Origin of the sequence: Chromobacterium subtsugae, from assembly GCF_035919665.1 — a bacterium.
Taxonomy (GTDB): domain Bacteria; phylum Pseudomonadota; class Gammaproteobacteria; order Burkholderiales; family Chromobacteriaceae; genus Chromobacterium; species Chromobacterium subtsugae.
The window spans coordinates 1,530,541-1,546,885 of sequence record NZ_CP142381.1 but is presented as its reverse complement, the minus strand read 5'-3'; the positions used below and the strand labels follow the sequence as shown (position 1 = coordinate 1,546,885).

Sequence of the window (16,345 nt, the reverse complement as noted above, 5' to 3'; positions counted from 1 at the left end):
AAACCGCAAAAATAATCAGGTAATTGCACATGCGTTCAACTTTTTCCTATTTCCGCGGCTCGCTGGCCTTCAGCGTGGCCGTGCTGGCCATCGTCGCCTGGTATGGACACGCCCAGGGCGGCGTCGAACAGGCCGGCGCCTTCCTGGTCACCGCCGCGGTGCTGGCGGTGCTGGAAACCAGCGTTTCCTTCGACAACGCGGTGGTCAACGCCACCGTGCTCAAGGCGATGAGTCCGCGCTGGCGGCAGATCTTCATGACCGTCGGCATCGCGGTGGCGGTATTCGGCATGCGCATACTGTTCCCGCTGCTGATCGTGTCGACTGCCGGCGGCGTGTCGCTGGCGGAGGCCTTCGCGGTGGCTACCAAGCAGCCGGAGCGCTACCAGCAGATCATGCACGACAGCCACCTGATGATCATGGGCTTCGGCGCCACCTTCCTGCTGATGGTGGTGATCGAATACTTCGTCCAGCATGAGAAAGATGAGCACTGGGTGCCGGGCATCGAGCCGCTGCTGGCCAGGCTGGGCAGCGTGGAAAACGCGCAGTCGCTGGTCACCATCCTGGTGGTGGCCGCCATCGCCGCGCTGCTGCCCGCCGACCAGAAAATGCCGTTCATCAGCAGCTGCTTCTGGGGCTATGTGGTGTTCATGGCGCTGCATATGTTCAAGCAGCTGTTCGGCGGGATGGATATCCAGACCGCCGCCGCCAAGAACGGCCTGATCGGCTTCGTCTATCTGGAAGTGCTGGACGCCAGTTTCTCGATGGACGGCGTGATCGCCGCCTTCGCCATCACCAACGATTTCTGGCTGATCGCCGCCGGCCTGGGCATCGGCGCGATGTTCGTGCGCTCGCTGACGCTTTACCTGGTGGAGCGCGATGTGATGAGCCAGTTCAAATACCTGGAAGTGTCCGCGTTCTGGGCGATCGCCGCGCTGGTGGCCATCATGTACGCCGCCGCGCTGCATGTCGAACTGGGGGAAGTGACGACCGGCCTGATCAGCGTCGCCATCATCGCGCTGGGCATCCTGACCAGCCTGCCCTCGCGCGGCAAGCGCTGAGCGCCGCCCGACAAACAGCAAGGCCGGGTTTCGCCGGCCTTGTTTTTCCCACGCTCCCCAAAGCCTGGCTTCAGGCCGAGGTGCTCAGCAGCGCCCCCACGCCGGCGCTGCTGCCAAATTGATTCTGCTGCAGATTATTGGTCAGGTTTTGCAGGAAGGACTGCAGCGACGATTGCGACGATTGCCCGCTGCCGCCGATTCCCAAAGCCTGCTGCAGATTCTGGAAAGCGCTGCTCAAGGTCGAGGTGGCGCTGTTCTGGGTGCCGTTGGCGATGTCCTGCAACAACTGCTGCAGATTGTTCTGCAGATTGCCGTAGCCGCCGCTGCCGGATGCCGCCGTCGTGGCGTCGCCGGACTGGTCGCTGCTGCCGGCCTCGCTGCTGCCGCTCTGGCTGCCGGATGCCGCTCCCTCCTGCTGCAAAGCCTGGAACAAGGAATGGATGAAAGCATGCACGGCCTGCTGCTGCGTTCCTCCCGTCGCATCCACCGCGCCGGTCGAGCCGGAATCTCCATCCGAGGACGAGTCCGTCCCGCTGCTGGAGGAGCCAGACTGCAGCAGCCCCGATTGCTGCAAGGCCTGCAGCACGCTTTGGGTCAACTCGCCGCCGCCGCCATGATGATGGTGTCCGCCGCCGCCCGTTCCCTGAACCGCGCCGCCGCCGGAAGATTGCCCCTGATCCGACGAAAAGCTTTCCTGGATATCCACCTGCGTGTACTGCAAAGAGATTGAGCTGTTGCCCAGAGATCCGACCGACATGATGCTCTCCTTAAAGAACTGATCCATCCGTCTCAGCATGCGCTGATATCGGTATATCGGCTTTCCGGCGCCTAGACAAATGGACAAGCTGTAAATTTATGTTAATTAAGGAAAATTCAGCCAATCTACCCGCCAAAAACGCTACAACCGGCCCGGATTCCGGACGCGCCGCGCGGCGCTGGTTTCAGTATAGCCTGGGTGTCGGCGGGGTTCAGGCGCTGGTATTGAGCAGCGAGCCGACGCCGCCGGCCGACAGCGCCTGGTCGTTCTGCAAGGTGAGCAGGTTTTGCAGAAAAGTATGCAGCGACGCCTGTTGCGACCCGCCGGTCCCGTTGCCGCTGCCCAAGGACTGCTGCAAATCCTTGAACGCCGAGGCCAGGCTGGTGGTGGCGCCGTTCTGGCTGCCGTTGCTCACATCCTGCAGCAGCTTCTGCAGATTGCTCTGGAAATCGCCGTAGCCGCTGGACGCCGGCCCCTGGCCGGCGCCGGCGGTGCTGCTGGACAGCCCTTCGGCCTGCACCGCCTGGTACACCGCGTGGACGAAAGTATGCAGCGCCTGCTGGACATTGCTGCCGGCGCTGCCCGACAGCGCGCCTATCGCATTGTTTTGCGGGCCGGCGTCGCCTGTGCGCTCGCCGGCGTTGTTGTAGTTGCCGGCGGCGGCAAGATTAAGGCCTGACTGCTGCAGCGCCAGCGCCACTTCCTGCCCGAAACCGCCGTCCGGTCCATTGTCCTGGCGGCGCGAGGCGGCTGCCTGCCCCTGGTTGCCGGACGGCGCCAGCACGCCGGGAGCGGTGGCGGGAACATATTGCGGGGCAATGGAATAACTGCCAGTCACAGACCCAAGCGACATCGCATTCTCCTTGCGCAGCTTGCAAACCCGCTAACTGTGGCTTCGCCCGGCAAGCGGCATGCCGCCGGGCGAAAAAATGGCAAATGCCAGCACAAATGCAAAATGATGGGCCGCGCATGGAAATGACATGGCGGACAATCCACTATAGGCGGGAAAAAAATGCGTCAAGGCCGGAAAACAGCGCAGATGTCGGACGGATGCCGCAAAAAGAGCGGCACCCGGGGGGGATTTAAGTAGAAACCACAGGCCGGCGTCAGCGCCCCAAACGCAATAGCAGGCCCGCCGCCAGCAGCGTGCCCAGCATCGCCACGCCATAGGTCAAGGCTTTGGCGGCCGGCCCGCCATGCACGCCGATATCGTGCAGGCTGTGGTAGATGCGGTGCGCCGCGTGCCACAACAGCAAGCTGACCAGCCCCCACAGCGCCGCCTTGCCCACCAGGCTCTGCGCCAGCGCTAGCGCGCCCTGGTAGCTGGCCGCCTTGGCCGGCAGCCAGCCCAGCGGCGCGGCGAAACCGGTGATCCACACCAGCATCGGCCCGAACAGCGCCGCCAGCATGCCGCCGGCGCCGAACAGCCCCCAGAAAATGGGCGCATGGGAACGCTTCAATTGCCGGTTTTTCATTGCGAGATCCCCCATGCGATGCCCAGCAAGGCCAGGCTGGCGAGCAGCGCGGCGATGAAGCCGCCGGCGGTGATGGCGGCGGCGGAGACGCGCTTGCCGCCGATGATCAGCGGCGGCAAGGTGCGCGGCATGATCTTGAACCAGGTGTAGCTGTGGTAGCCGATCATCAAGAACAGAATCAGGTGGCACAACACAGACCAGGGGCTGCGCAGCGCCGCGATGAAGCCGTTCCATGCCGCCTCGCCCTGGCTCAGCCGCCACAGGCCGAACAGCAGCGCAAAGGCGTAAGCGGCGACGAACAGCGCCGTCCCCTCGTGGACCATGTACTCGATGAAGTACGGGCTCTTCCGCCACCAGCCGCCCATGGGCCGGACATAAGGTCGACGCTTGTTCATTTGCACGCTCCCTTGGGACGCGCGAACCGCAGGAAATAATCCTTGGCCACCGCCGTCTTGTTCAGGTTAACCGCGTTGGCCGGGTCCACCGCCTTCGGACAGACTTCCGAGCAATAACCGACCGCGGTGCAGTTGAATACGCCCTCCTGCGCCGCCAGCAGCTCCATCCTTTGCTCGGATGCGCCGTCGCGGCTGTCCTGGTTGTAGCGGTGCAACAGCGCGATGGCGCCGGGGCCGAGGAAGTCCGGATTCAGACCGTACTGCGGACAGGCGGCGTAGCACAGCAGGCAGTTGATGCAGCCGCTGAACTGGGCGTACCAGTCCATCTGCGCCGGCGTCTGCTTGTATTCCCCCTCGGACAAGGGCTTGTCTTCCTTGGGCACGATATAGGGCGTGATGCTTTCGAGTTTCTCGATGAAATCGTCCAGCACCACCACCAGGTCGCGCTCGATGGGGAAATGATGCAACGCCTCTATTCTCACCCTGCCCGGGTAGTCGCGCAGGAAGGTCTTGCAGGCGAGCTTGGGCACGCCGTCCACCATCATGCCGCAGCTGCCGCAGATGGCCTGGCGGCAGGACCAGCGGAAGGCCAGCGTGCCATCAAGATAATCGCGGATGTATTGCAGGCCCTGCAGCACCGACATGTCGTCGCTGTACGGCACCTCGAAGCTTTGCGGCCACGGTTCGCCGTCCTGCTCCGGCCGGTAGCGCATCACTTCGATGATCATCGTCTTGTCCGTCATGCCGTCTCTCCCCGCTCCGCGGCCGCGCCCGCCGCGCCGTAAGCGCGCACGCCGGGCGGCGACGTGGTGATCTTGACCGCGCCGTAGGCGATGCGCGGCGCGGCGTCAGGCTGATGGATGGCCAGGCTGTGCTTGAGGAAGTTGGCGTCATCGCGTTGCTCATAGCCGTCCAGCCGCTGGTGGGCTCCGCGCGATTCCTTGCGCTGCAACGCCGAATGCGCGATCGCCTCGGCCACATCCAGCTGGTAGCCCAGCTCGATGGCCAGCAGCCAGTCGCTGTTCCACACGCTGGACTTGTCCTCGACGTTCAGGTAGTGGAAGCGCTGCTTCAATTCAGCCAGCTTGTCGCAGGCGGCTTGCATGCCGGCCGCGGTGCGGTAGATGCCGCAGCCTTGCTCCATCGCCTGCGCCATTTCGCCGCGGATGTCGGCGATGCGCTCCGAGCCCTGCCGGTCGCGCAGCGCCAGCAGCCGCTCCTCGGCCGCCCTGGCCTGTTCGAGCAAAGCGCCGCGCCCGGCCGGCGGGTTGTCGCGGGCGAAACGCGCGGCCGCCTCCCCCGCCGCCTTGCCGAACACCGCCAGTTCCGCCAGCGAGTTGGAGCCCAGCCGATTGGCGCCGTGGATGCCGACGCTGGAACACTCGCCGACGGCGTAAAGCCCCGGCAGCGGCGACGCGCAGCTGCCGTCCACCAGGATGCCGCCCATGGTGTAGTGGACCGCAGGACGCACCGGGATAGGCGCCTGCGCGGGATCGATGCCGAGGAACTCCTCGGCCAGCTCGCAGATCTGCGGCAAGCGCTCGCGCAGCTTGGCATGGCCCAGGTGGCGCAGGTCCAGATACACCGCCTCGCCCCATGGCCCCTGCGCGGCGCGGCCCTTCTGCTGCTCATGCCAGAAGGCCTGGCTCAGCCGATCGCGCGGGCCCAGCTCCATGAACTTGTTGCGCGGCTTGTCTTCCGCCGGCCCCAGGCCGTAGTCCTGCAAGTAGCGGTAGCCGTCCTTGTTGATCAGCACCCCTCCCTCGCCGCGGCAGGCCTCGGTGAACAGCAGGCCGGTGCGGGGCATGCAGGTCGGGTGGTACTGGACGAATTCCATGTCGCGCAAAGGCACGCCGTGGCGGTAGGCCAAGGCCATGCCGTCGCCGGTGACGATGCCGCCGTTGGTGTTCTCGCGGAACACCCGGCCGGCGCCGCCGGTGGCCATCACCACCGCGCCGGCCTCGATCAGCAAGCTTTCGCCGCTGGCGATCTCGATGGCCAGCACGCCGCGCGCCTGGCCGTCCTCGACGATCAGGTCGGCGCAGAAGTATTCGTCGAAACGCTGAATCTGCGGAAACTGGATGGAGGTCTGGAACAGCGTGTGCAGCATGTGGAAGCCGGTCTTGTCGGCGGCGAACCAGGTGCGCTCTATCTTCATGCCGCCGAAGGCGCGCACGTTGACGCTGCCGTCTTCCTTGCGGCTCCACGGACAGCCCCAGTGCTCCAGCTGCACCATTTCCTGCGGACACTGGCGGACGAAATACTCCACCACGTCCTGTTCGCACAGCCAGTCGCCGCCGGCCACGGTGTCGTGGAAGTGGGCGTCGAAGCTGTCGTGATCCTGCTTTACCGCCGCCGAGCCCCCCTCCGCCGCCACCGTGTGGCTGCGCATCGGATACACCTTGGACACCAGCGCGATCTTGAGTCCGGGATCGGCCTGCGCCGCGGCGATCGCCGAGCGCAATCCGGCGCCGCCGGCGCCGACGATCGCGATGTCGGCCTGGTAGGTTTTCATCTGCTGCCTCCTGCTGGAATCGAAACGTTTCCGGCAGGCTAGGCGAGGATGGCGAGGAGGTTCTAGACCTTGGTCAAGCGGCGGCGACTCATCTCCTGGCGGCGAGCCCGCGCCATGACTCCGGTCAAGCGCCCGCCAAACAAAACCCGCGCCAATGGGGCGCGGGTTTGAAGTGAGAGACGGCGGCGGATCAGATGCGGTAGCTGCTGCCGGTCATCACCTTGGCCGACAGCTTCATCGCCGCCTTCAAGGGCGCCGGCAATTCCGCCGCGCCCAGCTCATGCGCCATCTCGGCATGCTGCAGCTCGTCGTCGCGCATCTGGCTGACGATGGCGCGGCTTCTGGCGTCGTCGTCGGGCAGCGCACTCAGGTGGCTGTCCAGGTGCGCGCCGACCTGGCGCTCGGTTTCCTGCAAAAAGCCCAGGTTCCATTTGTCGCCCAGCACGCCGGCCGCCACCCCCAGCGCCAGCGAGCCGGTATACCACAGCGGGTTGAGCAGGCTGGGACGGCCGCCCAACTCGCGGATGCGGCGCTCGGTCCAGGCCAGGTGCTCCACCTCCTCCTGCGCCGCCTGCCGCAGCGCCTCGCGCGCGGACGGGTCGCGCGCGGTCAGCGCCTGGCCCTGGTACAAGGCCTGCGCGCACACTTCGCCGCAATGGTTGACCCGCATCAGCCCCAGCGCGTGGCGCTTGTCGGCCGCGCTCAAGTCGGCCTCGGAAATATCCTGGTCCGGATGCGCGCGCGCGCTGTGCGCCGGCGCGCACAATGTGCGCAGGCCCTTGTCCAGTTCCACGATCAATTTGTCCAGCATCGGCATGCTTCCTTGCGCGTCCATCCTTGAAGAAGGCGATTATACCTTCGCGGCACATCCAGGACAGCTGCTGATATAATCGCCGGGTCAAGCAATACCGTTCAACAACTCTCAAGGATTCCACTCCATGAATCTCGCCAGCATCGGCCCGGGCAAAGACATGCCGGGCGACTTCAACGTCGTCATCGAAATCTCCGCCAACGCCGCTCCGATCAAATACGAATTCGACAAGGACTGGAACACGCTGGTAGTGGACCGTTTCATGGGCACCTCCATGATGTACCCGGCCAACTACGGCTTCGTGCCGCAAACCCTGGCCGGCGACGGCGACCCGGTGGACGTGCTGGTGGTCACCCCGTTCCCGCTGCCGCCGGGCGTGGTGGTGCGCTGTCGCGCGCTGGGCCTGATCAAGATGGAAGACGACGGCGGCGTGGACGCCAAGCTGGTCGCCGTGCCGGTGGAAAAGCTGTGCCCGATGTACAAGTCCATCCAGAAGCTGGAAGACCTGCCGGAACTGCTGCGCCAGCAGATGGTGCACTTCTTCGAGCACTACAAGGATCTGGAAAAGGGCAAATGGGTCAAGATCCAGGGCTGGGGCACGCTGGAAGACGCCAAGACCGAACTGGTGGAAGGCATCGCTCGCTTCGGCAAATAAGCCGCCGCTCCGAGCCCAAGCCGGCCCTATGGCCGGTTTTTTTGCGCCCGCCGAATGCTGCGTTGCACAATCCGCCTGTTGCGCGGGATAATGGTTTGCCGTATTTCCCCGCATCTGCCACGCTTCTAACAGGAACCATGCCGCGCCAAGCGGCCCCACCGGCATAGACATGGCTGTTTCGTATCGCATCTCGGGACATGCTCCCCATCTTCCCTGGTTCTTGCACCGGCTAGCGGCGCGAGGACTGCCGGCCGCGTCCGCCAGCGGCCCGGCGGCGTGGCCTGCCGACTGGATCGGCATCGCGCTGGAAGACGGCTGGCTGGACCTCGGCCGGGACGGCGACGCCGCGCTGGCGCGCCGCCAGCGACAATGCGAGGACGCCGGCTTCGCCTTCATCGAACTGGGCGGCGACTGGCAGGCTCCGGCCGCCGAACATGGCTTCATGCTGCTGGCCGGCAGCCGGCAGCCGCCTGCGGGAGAGACGCTGACCCTGCTGGACGCGCTGGCGCCGCAAGCCGGCTGCTGGCTGCATTGCGGCCCGGCGCACAGCGCCCGCTTCTGCCAGCGGGTGTTCGCCGCGCTGTTGCACGCCGGCCGCGCCGCGCTGCCCTTGCCCGACGCCCAGCCGCGCGCGCTGCAATGGGAAGAAATGCTGTCCAGCCAGTGGCAATTGGCGGACAAGCTGCGCCAGCTCGCCGATGCTTACCTGATCGAACATCTGGGCCAGCGCCCGCCCTACCCGTCGCCGCTGCCGGACGAGGCGCGGCATTTCGCCGCCAACCTAGCCCGCGCCATCGCGCTGGCGCTGCCGGACAGCCAGGACTGGCCGGCCCTGCTGGAGAAACTGGCCGCCGCCCTGGCCGCCTGCCGGCCGGCCGGCAAATGAAAACCCGCCCGGCGGCTTGCGCCGCGGGCGGGTTTCGCGCTCGAGCCAGAGCGAAAAGCGGAATCAGGCCGCGCTGGTGGTGGTTTTCTTGCGGCTGACGGCGGCGCTGGCGGCCTTGGCCGAATTGGTGGCGGCCTCGACGCCGGCTTCGGCGATCTCGGCGCTAACCTTCTTGGCGGTCTTGGACACGCTTTCGAAAGCGGCGGTCGAAGTGTTCAGCAGGGTCTTCAGCGCGGCGACGGCGATGTCGGAACCGGCCGGGGCGCTCTTGGACAGGCGGTCCAGGCTGGTCTGCAGCGCCTTGCTGTTTTCGGCGATCTGCTCTTCGACGAAGCTGGACAGCTCGTTCTGGGTAAGCAGCGCGGCGTCGTAGACGTTGCGGGCGGCGGAGAAAGCCTGATCCAGCGCCGGCTGCGCCAGGCCGCTTTGCAGGTCGCTCAGCGACTTGGCGTCCTTGACTTCGCTCAGCGCCTTGAACGCTTCGGCGTTGTCGGACAGCAGCTTGCGGGACAGGTCCAGCTGCAGGCTGGCGAAGCGTTCGGCGCCGGCCAGCACGATGGAGGACAAACGGACAGCCTTGTCGAACTGTGACTGACCGAGGGCAGAGAATTCCTGGGTGGTGGTAAACATGTATTCAGCTCCTAGAATGTCGGGTAGACAACGACTCAGTGATACAGCAACAAAACTGTTGTTCCGCGCGATGTTGCATCGCAACAATCATACTGTAGCGCGCCGAGGATGCCCGGTCAAGGAAATGCTGCGCCGCACAATAAACTAAGCGGCTATTTTGACACGAGTTTTACCACAGCAAAATTCCATTATCATTACACGGAACGCCAGTGACGCCACCCGCCCGTCCGGACAGTCCATTTTGCGCCGCAACAGTCCGCTGTTGCTTGGGCGACTCACCTTCCCCGCCCGCCCGCCGCGCCAAAGCCTCATCGGCCCCGGCCGCCGTCTCGCCGCCATTGAAAGCCCGCCGTCAAGCCAGTACACTCGCGCCATAGAAGAAATCTATCTACATATAAAAGCTACCCCATGAGCCCTGTGGCCAACGCCTTTGATATCAAATCCGCCAGCCTTGACCTGCTGGCGATCCTGCTGCGCACCGACAACCTGGACGAATTGAGCCAGGCGCTGGACGCGCGCTTCGGCAACACCAGCGGCGCGCCGGCCGAAGCCTTCGTGCTCGATGTGGAAGCGCTGCCCAATCCGGCCGAGCTGGATCTGGGGCGCCTGCTGCCGCTGCTCAGCCGCCGCGGCATCCGCGCGGTGGCGCTGCGCCACCCGGACAACGCGCTGGCGGCGGTGGCCAGCCAATTCGGCCTGGCCTTCGCCAGCAGCGCCGCCTTGCCGCGTTCGGCGCAAGCGCCGCAGGAACCTGCGGCCAAGCCCGCCGTCGAACCTGCTGCTGCGCCCGCCGGCGCGATGATCGTCGACCGCCCGGTGCGGGCCGGCCAGCAGATTTACGCCAAGGGCTGCGACCTGATCGTGCTGGCGATGGTCAGCGCCGGCGCCGAAGTCATCGCCGACGGCAACATCCATGTATACGCCCCGCTGCGCGGCCGGGCGCTGGCGGGCGCGCGCGGCAACGCCGCCGCGCGCATCTTCACCCGCAGCATGGAGGCCGAACTGGTATCCATCGCCGGGGTGTACCGCACCATCGAACAGGCGCTACCCGACAGCATCCTGGGCAAGCCCTCCCAGATCTATCTTGAGAACGAGCGCCTGGTGATGGCCGCGCTCGGCGAGTAACACATTTTTCCAAAGGAAAGCCCCGTGGCAAAAATCATCGTTGTGACATCCGGCAAGGGTGGCGTAGGCAAAACCACCACCAGCGCGAGCTTCGCCTCCGGCCTGGCACTGCGCGGCCACAAGACTGCCGTGATCGACTTCGACGTCGGCCTGCGCAACCTCGACCTGATCATGGGTTGCGAGCGGCGCGTGGTCTACGACCTGATCAACGTCGTCAACGGCGAGGCCAGCCTCAACCAGGCGCTGATCAAGGACAAGAACTGCGACAACCTGTTCATCATCCCGGCCTCGCAAACCCGCGACAAGGACGCGCTGACGCTGGACGGCGTGGAAAAAGTGCTGAAAGAGCTGGCCGACAACGGCTTCGAATACATCGTCTGCGACTCCCCGGCCGGCATCGAGAAGGGCGCGCTGATGGCGCTGTACTTCGCCGACGAGGCGCTGATCGTCACCAACCCGGAAGTGTCGTCGGTGCGCGACTCCGACCGCATCCTGGGCATCCTGTCGTCCAAGTCCAAGCGCGCCGAGGAAGGCCGCGAGGCGGTGAAGGAGCACCTGCTGATCACACGCTACGCGCCGGGCCGCGTCGACAAGGGCGAGATGCTGTCGGTGGACGACGTCAAGGAAATCCTGCGAGTGCCGCTCCTGGGCGTCATTCCGGAATCGCCGAGCGTGCTGCAAGCCTCCAACTCCGGCACGCCGGCCATCCACCTGAAAGGTTCCGACGTGGCCGACGCCTATTCCGACGTGGTGGCGCGTTTCCTGGGCGAACAACGCCCGATGCGCTTCCTGGACGCCCCCAAGGTGGGCATCCTCAAGCGCCTGTTTGGAGGTTAAGCCATGTCCTTGATCGATATGATTTTCGGCAAGCGCCAAAAATCCGCCGCCATCGCCCGCGAACGCCTGCAGATCATCCTGGCCCACGAGCGCAACGGCCGCGATGCCCCCGACTATCTGCCCGCGCTGCAGCGCGAGCTGATGGAGGTGATCTCCAAATATGTCGCGGTCAACCTGGAAGACATCAAGGTGCAGGTGGAGCGCCAGGACGACTACGAAGTCCTGGAAGTCAACATCGTGCTGCCGGAACACCAACGCTAAGCCATGACGCTGACCGAACTGCGCTACATCGTGGCTGTGGCGCGCGAGCGCCACTTCGGCCGCGCGGCACAGAGCTGCTTCGTCAGCCAGCCGACGCTGTCGATCGCCATCAAGAAGCTGGAAGACGAGCTGGGCATCACCCTGTTTGAACGCGGCGGCCAGGAAGTGGCGGTCACCGAAATCGGCGAACGCATCATCGAGCAATCGCAGCGCGTGCTGGAAGAGGCCGAGGCGGTGAAGCGGCTGGCCGGCGAACACCAGAACGAGCTGGCCGGGCCGCTGAAGCTGGGGGTGATCTTCACCATCAGCCCCTACCTGCTGCCCAAGCTGATTCCGGCGCTGCGCATCCTGGCGCCGGACATGCCGCTGATCCTGGAGGAGAACTACACCTCCCGGCTGGCGGAAATGCTCAAGCGCGGCGAGGTCGACGCCATCATCGTCGCCGATCCTTTCGAGGAAACCGGCATCGAAGCCTGGCCGCTGTACGACGAGCCCTTCGTCGTCGCCACCCCCAAGGGCCACCCCTGGGAAAAGCAGCCGCAGGTCGACGCCTGCCAGCTGGCCGAGGAGAGCGTACTGCTGCTCACCCAGGGCAACTGCTTCCGCGACCAGGTGCTGCAAGCCTGCAGCGAATTGTCCAGCCGCCAGCACTTCGGCCACAATCTGGCCAGCACGCTGCAGGGCAGCTCGCTCAACACCATACGCCACATGGTGGCCAGCGGCATGGGCGTCACCGTGATGCCGGCCACCTCGGTCGGCCCCGGCGACGAAACGCTGCTCTCGGTGGTGCCGTTCAGCCAGCCGGCGCCGCAGCGGCGCGTGCTGCTGGTGACGCGCAAGCAGTTCTTCCGCAAAAAGGCGATCGACACCCTGCAGCAGGCGGTGTTCCGCTCCGGCCTGCCCGGCGTCGTCATGCTGGAGGGCGAGCCCAAGCTGCAGTGACTGGCGCAGTCGCCATCACGCCCGCTCCCGCGCCGGTTCTGCCGCCGCGGGATTTTTTTCACCATCAGGAAACGGCAGGGCAAGGCTATGAACGAACTGGCCAGCATAAAACGGAAAGCCTTCCTCTCCGCCCGCGGCTTCAAGCTGTCGCAGGCCTTCTACCGCGACATCGGCTTCTAAATGAAGCCGGACAGCCACGGCGCCGCCTGCTTCGTCCCCGGCCATTGCGGCTTGCTGCTGCAGGACTATCACCATCCGGAATTCGCCGCCAACCGCATGATGCATCTGCTGGTGGAAAACGCCGCCATCTGACGCGCCGCGACATCGCCACACGCTAACGGGCCGACATCGGCGCATTGACGGAGCCGCGGTGGCGGATGCGGGACTTCGCGCAGACCACCCCGTCCCGCGCGCTGTGGCGCATCGCGCAAAACCTCTGAGCCGCGCGGCCGGCAAGCCACCCGCTTGGCATTTAGCTGTTTGTCCGCATCGGAATAAATGCTAAAGTCATGGGTCGTTTCGCCGCAACCACCCCAACAGAGACTAGCGCCATGAACGCCAATCCCCTGCTGCAAGACTGGTCCACCCCTTACCAGTTGCCCCCGTTCGAGCTGATCCGGCCCGAGCACTTCGAACCGGCCCTCGCCGCGCTGTTCGCCGAGCACCTGGCTGAAATCGACGCGCTGGCCGCATTGGAAGAAGCGCCCAGCTTCGCCAACACCGCCGCCGCCTTCGACCGCAGCGGCCGCCGGCTGGAGCGCGCCCAGCTGCTGCTGGATAATTTGACCGCATCGGAAACCTCGGCCGAGCTGCAGGAAGTGGAACGCCGCACCGCGCCGCAGCTGGCCGAGCACAACAGCCGCATCTACATGCACGCCGGCTTCTTCGCCCGGCTGGACGCCGTCCACGCCCGCCGCGCCGAGCTGGGCCTCAGCGAGGAACAGGATCGGCTGCTGGACCTGATCCACCGCAACTTCGTCCGCGCCGGCGCCAAGCTGCAGGGCGAAGACCGCCGCCGCTACGCCGAAATCGTTTCCCGGCTGGCCGAGCTGACCACCGCCTTCGGCCAGAACGTGCTGGCCGACGAGGCCGAGTACGCGCTGCCGCTGGGCGAAAACGACCTCGCCGGCCTGCCGCCCTTCCTGCTGGACGCCGCCCGCGCCGCCGCCGAGGCCCGCGGCCTTGAGGGCTGGGCGATCACGCTGTCGCGTTCGTCCATCGTGCCCTTCCTCACCTTCTCCGCCCGCCGCGAGCTGCGCGAAGCCGCCTGGCGCGCCTGGACCGAACGCGGCGAACATGCCGAGCGCGACAATCGCCCGCTGGCGCGGGAGATTCTGGCGCTGCGCGTCGAGCAATCGCGGCTGCTGGGTTTCGACACTTTCGCCGACTACGCGATCGCCAACCGCATGGCCGGCAAGCCTGCCGCCGTGCATGCGCTGCTGGAACAGGTGTGGGAGCCGGCCAAGGCCCGCTTCGAGTCGGAAAAGGCCATGCTGCGCGAAGAGGCCGCCAGGCTCGGCGAGCCGGCCGACATCCAGCCCTGGGACTGGTTCTACCTGGCCGAGAAGGTGCGCATCGCCCGCTACGCGCTGGACGACGCCGAGATCAAGCCCTATTTCGGCCTGGAAAACATGGTGACGGCGATGTTCGACGTCGCCCGCCGGCTGTTCGGCCTCAGCTTCGCCGAGCGCCATGACCTCACGCTCTACCATCCGGACGTGCGCGCCTGGGAAGTCAGCCGCGGCGGCAAGGTGATCGGCCTGTTCCTCGGCGACAACTACGCGCGCCAAAGCAAGCGCGGCGGCGCCTGGATGCATGTCTACCGCTCGCAAGCGCGCAACGGCGGCGAAGCGCTGCCCATCGTCGTCAACAACAACAACTTCGCCAAAGCCGGCCACGGCCAGACGCTGCTGAGCTTCGACGACGTGCGCACGCTGTTCCACGAGTTCGGCCACGGCCTGCACGGCCTGCTGTCCAACGTCGAATACCGGCTGCTGGCCGGCCCCAATTCGCCGTGGGACTACGTCGAGCTTCCGTCGCAGCTGATGGAGAACTGGGCGCTGGTGCCGGAAGTGCTGGCCAAGCATGCCCTCCACGCCGAAACCGGCGCGGCCATCCCGGCCGAGCTGGTGGCCAAGATCAAGGCGGCGCGCCATTTCAACCAGGGTTTCGAAACGGTGCGCTACACCGCCTCCACGCTGATCGACCTGGCGCTGCACCAGCGCGCCGACGCGGACGGCGTCGACATCGCCGCCTTCGAAGCCGCCGAACGCGAACGGCTGGGCGTTCCGCCCGCGGCCGGCATGAATCACCGCCCGCCGCACTTCCGCCACATCTTCACCGGTCCGGAATACGCCGCCGGCTACTACGTCTACATGTGGGCGGAAGTGCTGGAGGCGGAAGCCTTCGCCGCATTCGAGGAAGCCGGCGATGCCTTCGACCCGGCGCTGGCGGACAAGCTCTATCGCCATATCTACAGCGCCGGCGACGCCGTCGAGCAGCGCGCCGCCTTCCGCGCCTTCCGAGGCCGCGACCCGCAAGCCGCGGCGATGCTGAAGAAACGCGGCCTGCAGTAAGGCCGCAGCCCACCGGGCGGGCCTCCCCCGCCCGGTGGCTTTTCCCGCGCGCGCGAATCAAGCGCGCCCAAGTGGTCCATACCTGCCGCGCCCCAGAACGGATAAAATGGCCATTCCATGAAACTAATCGTCACCCTGCAAGCATGACAAAGAAAATCGGCAAATCCATCAAGTGGCTGCTCCCGGCCATCGTCCTCCTCGCCATCGGCGCGCTGTTCTGGAAATCGCAGCAGCCTACGCACACGGCCTCGCCCCAAGACCATGTCGAAGCCAAACGAGTGGTTCCGGTTCGCTACGAAACCTATGAAAACGGCCGTTTCCCTTTCTCCCTGCCCTTTCCCAAGGGCCTGCTGGCTCCGGGAGAGGAGGCCGACAACGGCGATGGCGTGAGGCTTGTCTCGCCGGATAAACAAACCATCATGACCGCATCCGGCTCCAACAATGCCGCGGAAACCTCGCTGCAAGAGCGTTACCGGAGAGATGGACACGCGCAGTCCGAATCCGGCGAGCCACGCAAAATCGTCTTCAAAACCATCAAGAAAGATTGGTTCGTGATTTCCGGCACCGAAGGCGACAAGATCTTCTACCAGAAGACCTATCTGGTGGACGACCAATTCATGACCTTCGACATCCGCTACCCGGCCAGCCAGCGCGCGAAATGGGACCCGATCGTCGCCCACATCAGCAAGCAGTTCAAGGTGGCTCCAGGCGACATCCAGTACGAACGCTGGGACGCCAGCCAATCCCAATAGCGTCCGCCATGCAAACCGATCCCGTCGCGCAACTTGAACAATTATTCCTCCAGGCTTGCAGTCTGGGCGACCCCTGTGCCCGCTACGCCAGCTTCATCACCATCGACGAGGATGGCTTGCCCGCGTCGCGGATCGTGACGTTGCTGAGCCTGGATGCGGCGGGCATCGCGGTTTCCGTCAATGCCGCCAGCCCCAAGATCCGCCAGTGGCAAGCCAACGGCAAATGGGAGCTGGCCGGCTTCTGGCCCGCGCAGATGGTGCAATACCGCCTCAGAGGCCAGGCGATGCTGGAACAGAACGAACAGCTCAGACGCGATTGGCAGGCCAAACGCCGCGCCAGCCGGCTAGCCGACCGCTACCATCAACGCATCCGGCAGCAAAGCAGCCCGCTGCCCTCGCGCGCGGCTTTGCTGGCTGAAATGGCCCAGCTCGAACGCGAACCGGATGCCGTGTCCGACGCGCCGCCCGGCATCGCCCTGCTGCGGCTGCAGATCGACATGCTGGAGCTATGGACAGGATCGCTGGCCGACCGGCTGCACGACCGCCGCCTGTACCGCAAGGTCGCCGACGGCTGGTCAGAAACCGTGCTGGTGCCGTAATCATGAAAGGCGCATTGCAGCAAGCTGCAGATGGCCGGCCGCAACCGCGGCGGCCCGATCAGATCTCCCCT

Annotated in this window: 19 protein-coding genes; 11 read left to right on the top strand and 8 right to left on the bottom strand. The window is 65.5% G+C overall.

Going from position 1 to position 16,345, the window contains the following annotated elements:
- Positions 1 to 29 precede the first annotated feature (29 nt).
- Positions 30 to 1,058 carry a DUF475 domain-containing protein gene (locus U6115_RS07625; protein ID WP_043574429.1) on the top strand — a complete coding sequence of 343 codons (1,029 nt, stop codon included), beginning with the start codon at positions 30 to 32 and terminating at the stop codon, positions 1,056 to 1,058.
- Between the two features lie 70 nt (positions 1,059 to 1,128).
- On the opposite strand, the gene U6115_RS07620 is transcribed toward U6115_RS07625, so the two are convergent.
- From U6115_RS07620 to coq7, 7 genes are all read right to left on the bottom strand, one after another.
- A complete protein-coding gene (locus U6115_RS07620) occupies positions 1,129 to 1,815 on the bottom strand; it encodes a hypothetical protein (protein ID WP_146008355.1) in 687 nt (228 codons plus the stop codon).
- 211 nt (positions 1,816 to 2,026) lie between these two features.
- Positions 2,027 to 2,668, bottom strand: a complete 642-nt coding sequence (locus tag U6115_RS07615; RefSeq protein ID WP_146008356.1) for a hypothetical protein — start codon at positions 2,666 to 2,668, stop codon at positions 2,027 to 2,029.
- Between the two features lie 253 nt (positions 2,669 to 2,921).
- Positions 2,922 to 3,290 carry a fumarate reductase subunit FrdD gene (gene frdD, locus U6115_RS07610; RefSeq protein ID WP_080770207.1) on the bottom strand — a complete coding sequence of 123 codons (369 nt, stop codon included), beginning with the start codon at positions 3,288 to 3,290 and terminating at the stop codon, positions 2,922 to 2,924.
- A complete protein-coding gene (locus tag U6115_RS07605) occupies positions 3,287 to 3,685 on the bottom strand; it encodes a fumarate reductase subunit C (RefSeq protein WP_043574423.1) in 399 nt (132 codons plus the stop codon). The genes frdD and U6115_RS07605 overlap by 4 nt, the downstream gene beginning before the upstream one ends.
- Positions 3,682 to 4,428 carry a succinate dehydrogenase/fumarate reductase iron-sulfur subunit gene (locus U6115_RS07600; protein ID WP_043574417.1) on the bottom strand — a complete coding sequence of 249 codons (747 nt, stop codon included), beginning with the start codon at positions 4,426 to 4,428 and terminating at the stop codon, positions 3,682 to 3,684. Before U6115_RS07600 ends, U6115_RS07605 begins: the two co-directional genes overlap by 4 nt.
- Positions 4,425 to 6,200 carry a fumarate reductase (quinol) flavoprotein subunit gene (frdA, locus tag U6115_RS07595; RefSeq protein WP_043574416.1) on the bottom strand — a complete coding sequence of 592 codons (1,776 nt, stop codon included), beginning with the start codon at positions 6,198 to 6,200 and terminating at the stop codon, positions 4,425 to 4,427. The genes U6115_RS07600 and frdA overlap by 4 nt, the downstream gene beginning before the upstream one ends.
- Before the next feature lie 190 nt (positions 6,201 to 6,390).
- On the bottom strand, positions 6,391 to 7,011 hold the full coding sequence (gene coq7 / locus U6115_RS07590) for a 2-polyprenyl-3-methyl-6-methoxy-1,4-benzoquinone monooxygenase (protein ID WP_043574413.1): 621 nt from the start codon (positions 7,009 to 7,011) through the stop codon (positions 6,391 to 6,393).
- A gap of 127 nt (positions 7,012 to 7,138) precedes the next feature.
- On the opposite strand from coq7, the gene ppa reads away from it, so the two are divergent.
- Positions 7,139 to 7,666 carry an inorganic diphosphatase gene (gene ppa / locus U6115_RS07585; protein WP_043574411.1) on the top strand — a complete coding sequence of 176 codons (528 nt, stop codon included), beginning with the start codon at positions 7,139 to 7,141 and terminating at the stop codon, positions 7,664 to 7,666.
- 169 nt (positions 7,667 to 7,835) lie between these two features.
- Entirely contained in the window at positions 7,836 to 8,552 is a 717-nt protein-coding gene (locus U6115_RS07580) for a hypothetical protein (protein ID WP_146008357.1), read from the top strand.
- 63 nt (positions 8,553 to 8,615) lie between these two features.
- On the opposite strand, the gene U6115_RS07575 is transcribed toward U6115_RS07580, so the two are convergent.
- Complete coding sequence (locus U6115_RS07575) at positions 8,616 to 9,182, bottom strand: phasin family protein (RefSeq protein WP_043574408.1); 567 nt, start codon at positions 9,180 to 9,182, stop codon at positions 8,616 to 8,618.
- 408 nt (positions 9,183 to 9,590) lie between these two features.
- On the opposite strand from U6115_RS07575, the gene minC reads away from it, so the two are divergent.
- The 8 genes from minC (at position 9,591) to U6115_RS07535 (ending at position 16,274) form a co-directional block, all read left to right on the top strand.
- Complete coding sequence (gene minC, locus U6115_RS07570; RefSeq protein ID WP_043574407.1) at positions 9,591 to 10,307, top strand: septum site-determining protein MinC; 717 nt, start codon at positions 9,591 to 9,593, stop codon at positions 10,305 to 10,307.
- A 24-nt stretch (positions 10,308 to 10,331) separates the two neighbouring features.
- Positions 10,332 to 11,144 carry a septum site-determining protein MinD gene (gene minD / locus U6115_RS07565; protein ID WP_043574406.1) on the top strand — a complete coding sequence of 271 codons (813 nt, stop codon included), beginning with the start codon at positions 10,332 to 10,334 and terminating at the stop codon, positions 11,142 to 11,144.
- A gap of 3 nt (positions 11,145 to 11,147) precedes the next feature.
- A complete protein-coding gene (gene minE / locus U6115_RS07560; RefSeq protein ID WP_043574404.1) occupies positions 11,148 to 11,405 on the top strand; it encodes a cell division topological specificity factor MinE in 258 nt (85 codons plus the stop codon).
- A gap of 3 nt (positions 11,406 to 11,408) precedes the next feature.
- Entirely contained in the window at positions 11,409 to 12,347 is a 939-nt protein-coding gene (locus tag U6115_RS07555) for a LysR substrate-binding domain-containing protein (protein WP_043574401.1), read from the top strand.
- Between the two features lie 180 nt (positions 12,348 to 12,527).
- Positions 12,528 to 12,659 carry a VOC family protein gene (locus tag U6115_RS07550; RefSeq protein ID WP_255361843.1) on the top strand — a complete coding sequence of 44 codons (132 nt, stop codon included), beginning with the start codon at positions 12,528 to 12,530 and terminating at the stop codon, positions 12,657 to 12,659.
- A gap of 239 nt (positions 12,660 to 12,898) precedes the next feature.
- Complete coding sequence (locus tag U6115_RS07545) at positions 12,899 to 14,923, top strand: M3 family metallopeptidase (RefSeq protein WP_043574399.1); 2,025 nt, start codon at positions 12,899 to 12,901, stop codon at positions 14,921 to 14,923.
- 143 nt (positions 14,924 to 15,066) lie between these two features.
- Positions 15,067 to 15,675 carry a hypothetical protein gene (locus U6115_RS07540; RefSeq protein ID WP_043574397.1) on the top strand — a complete coding sequence of 203 codons (609 nt, stop codon included), beginning with the start codon at positions 15,067 to 15,069 and terminating at the stop codon, positions 15,673 to 15,675.
- 8 nt (positions 15,676 to 15,683) lie between these two features.
- Complete coding sequence (locus tag U6115_RS07535; RefSeq protein WP_043574392.1) at positions 15,684 to 16,274, top strand: pyridoxamine 5'-phosphate oxidase family protein; 591 nt, start codon at positions 15,684 to 15,686, stop codon at positions 16,272 to 16,274.
- Positions 16,275 to 16,345: the final 71 nt, after the last annotated feature.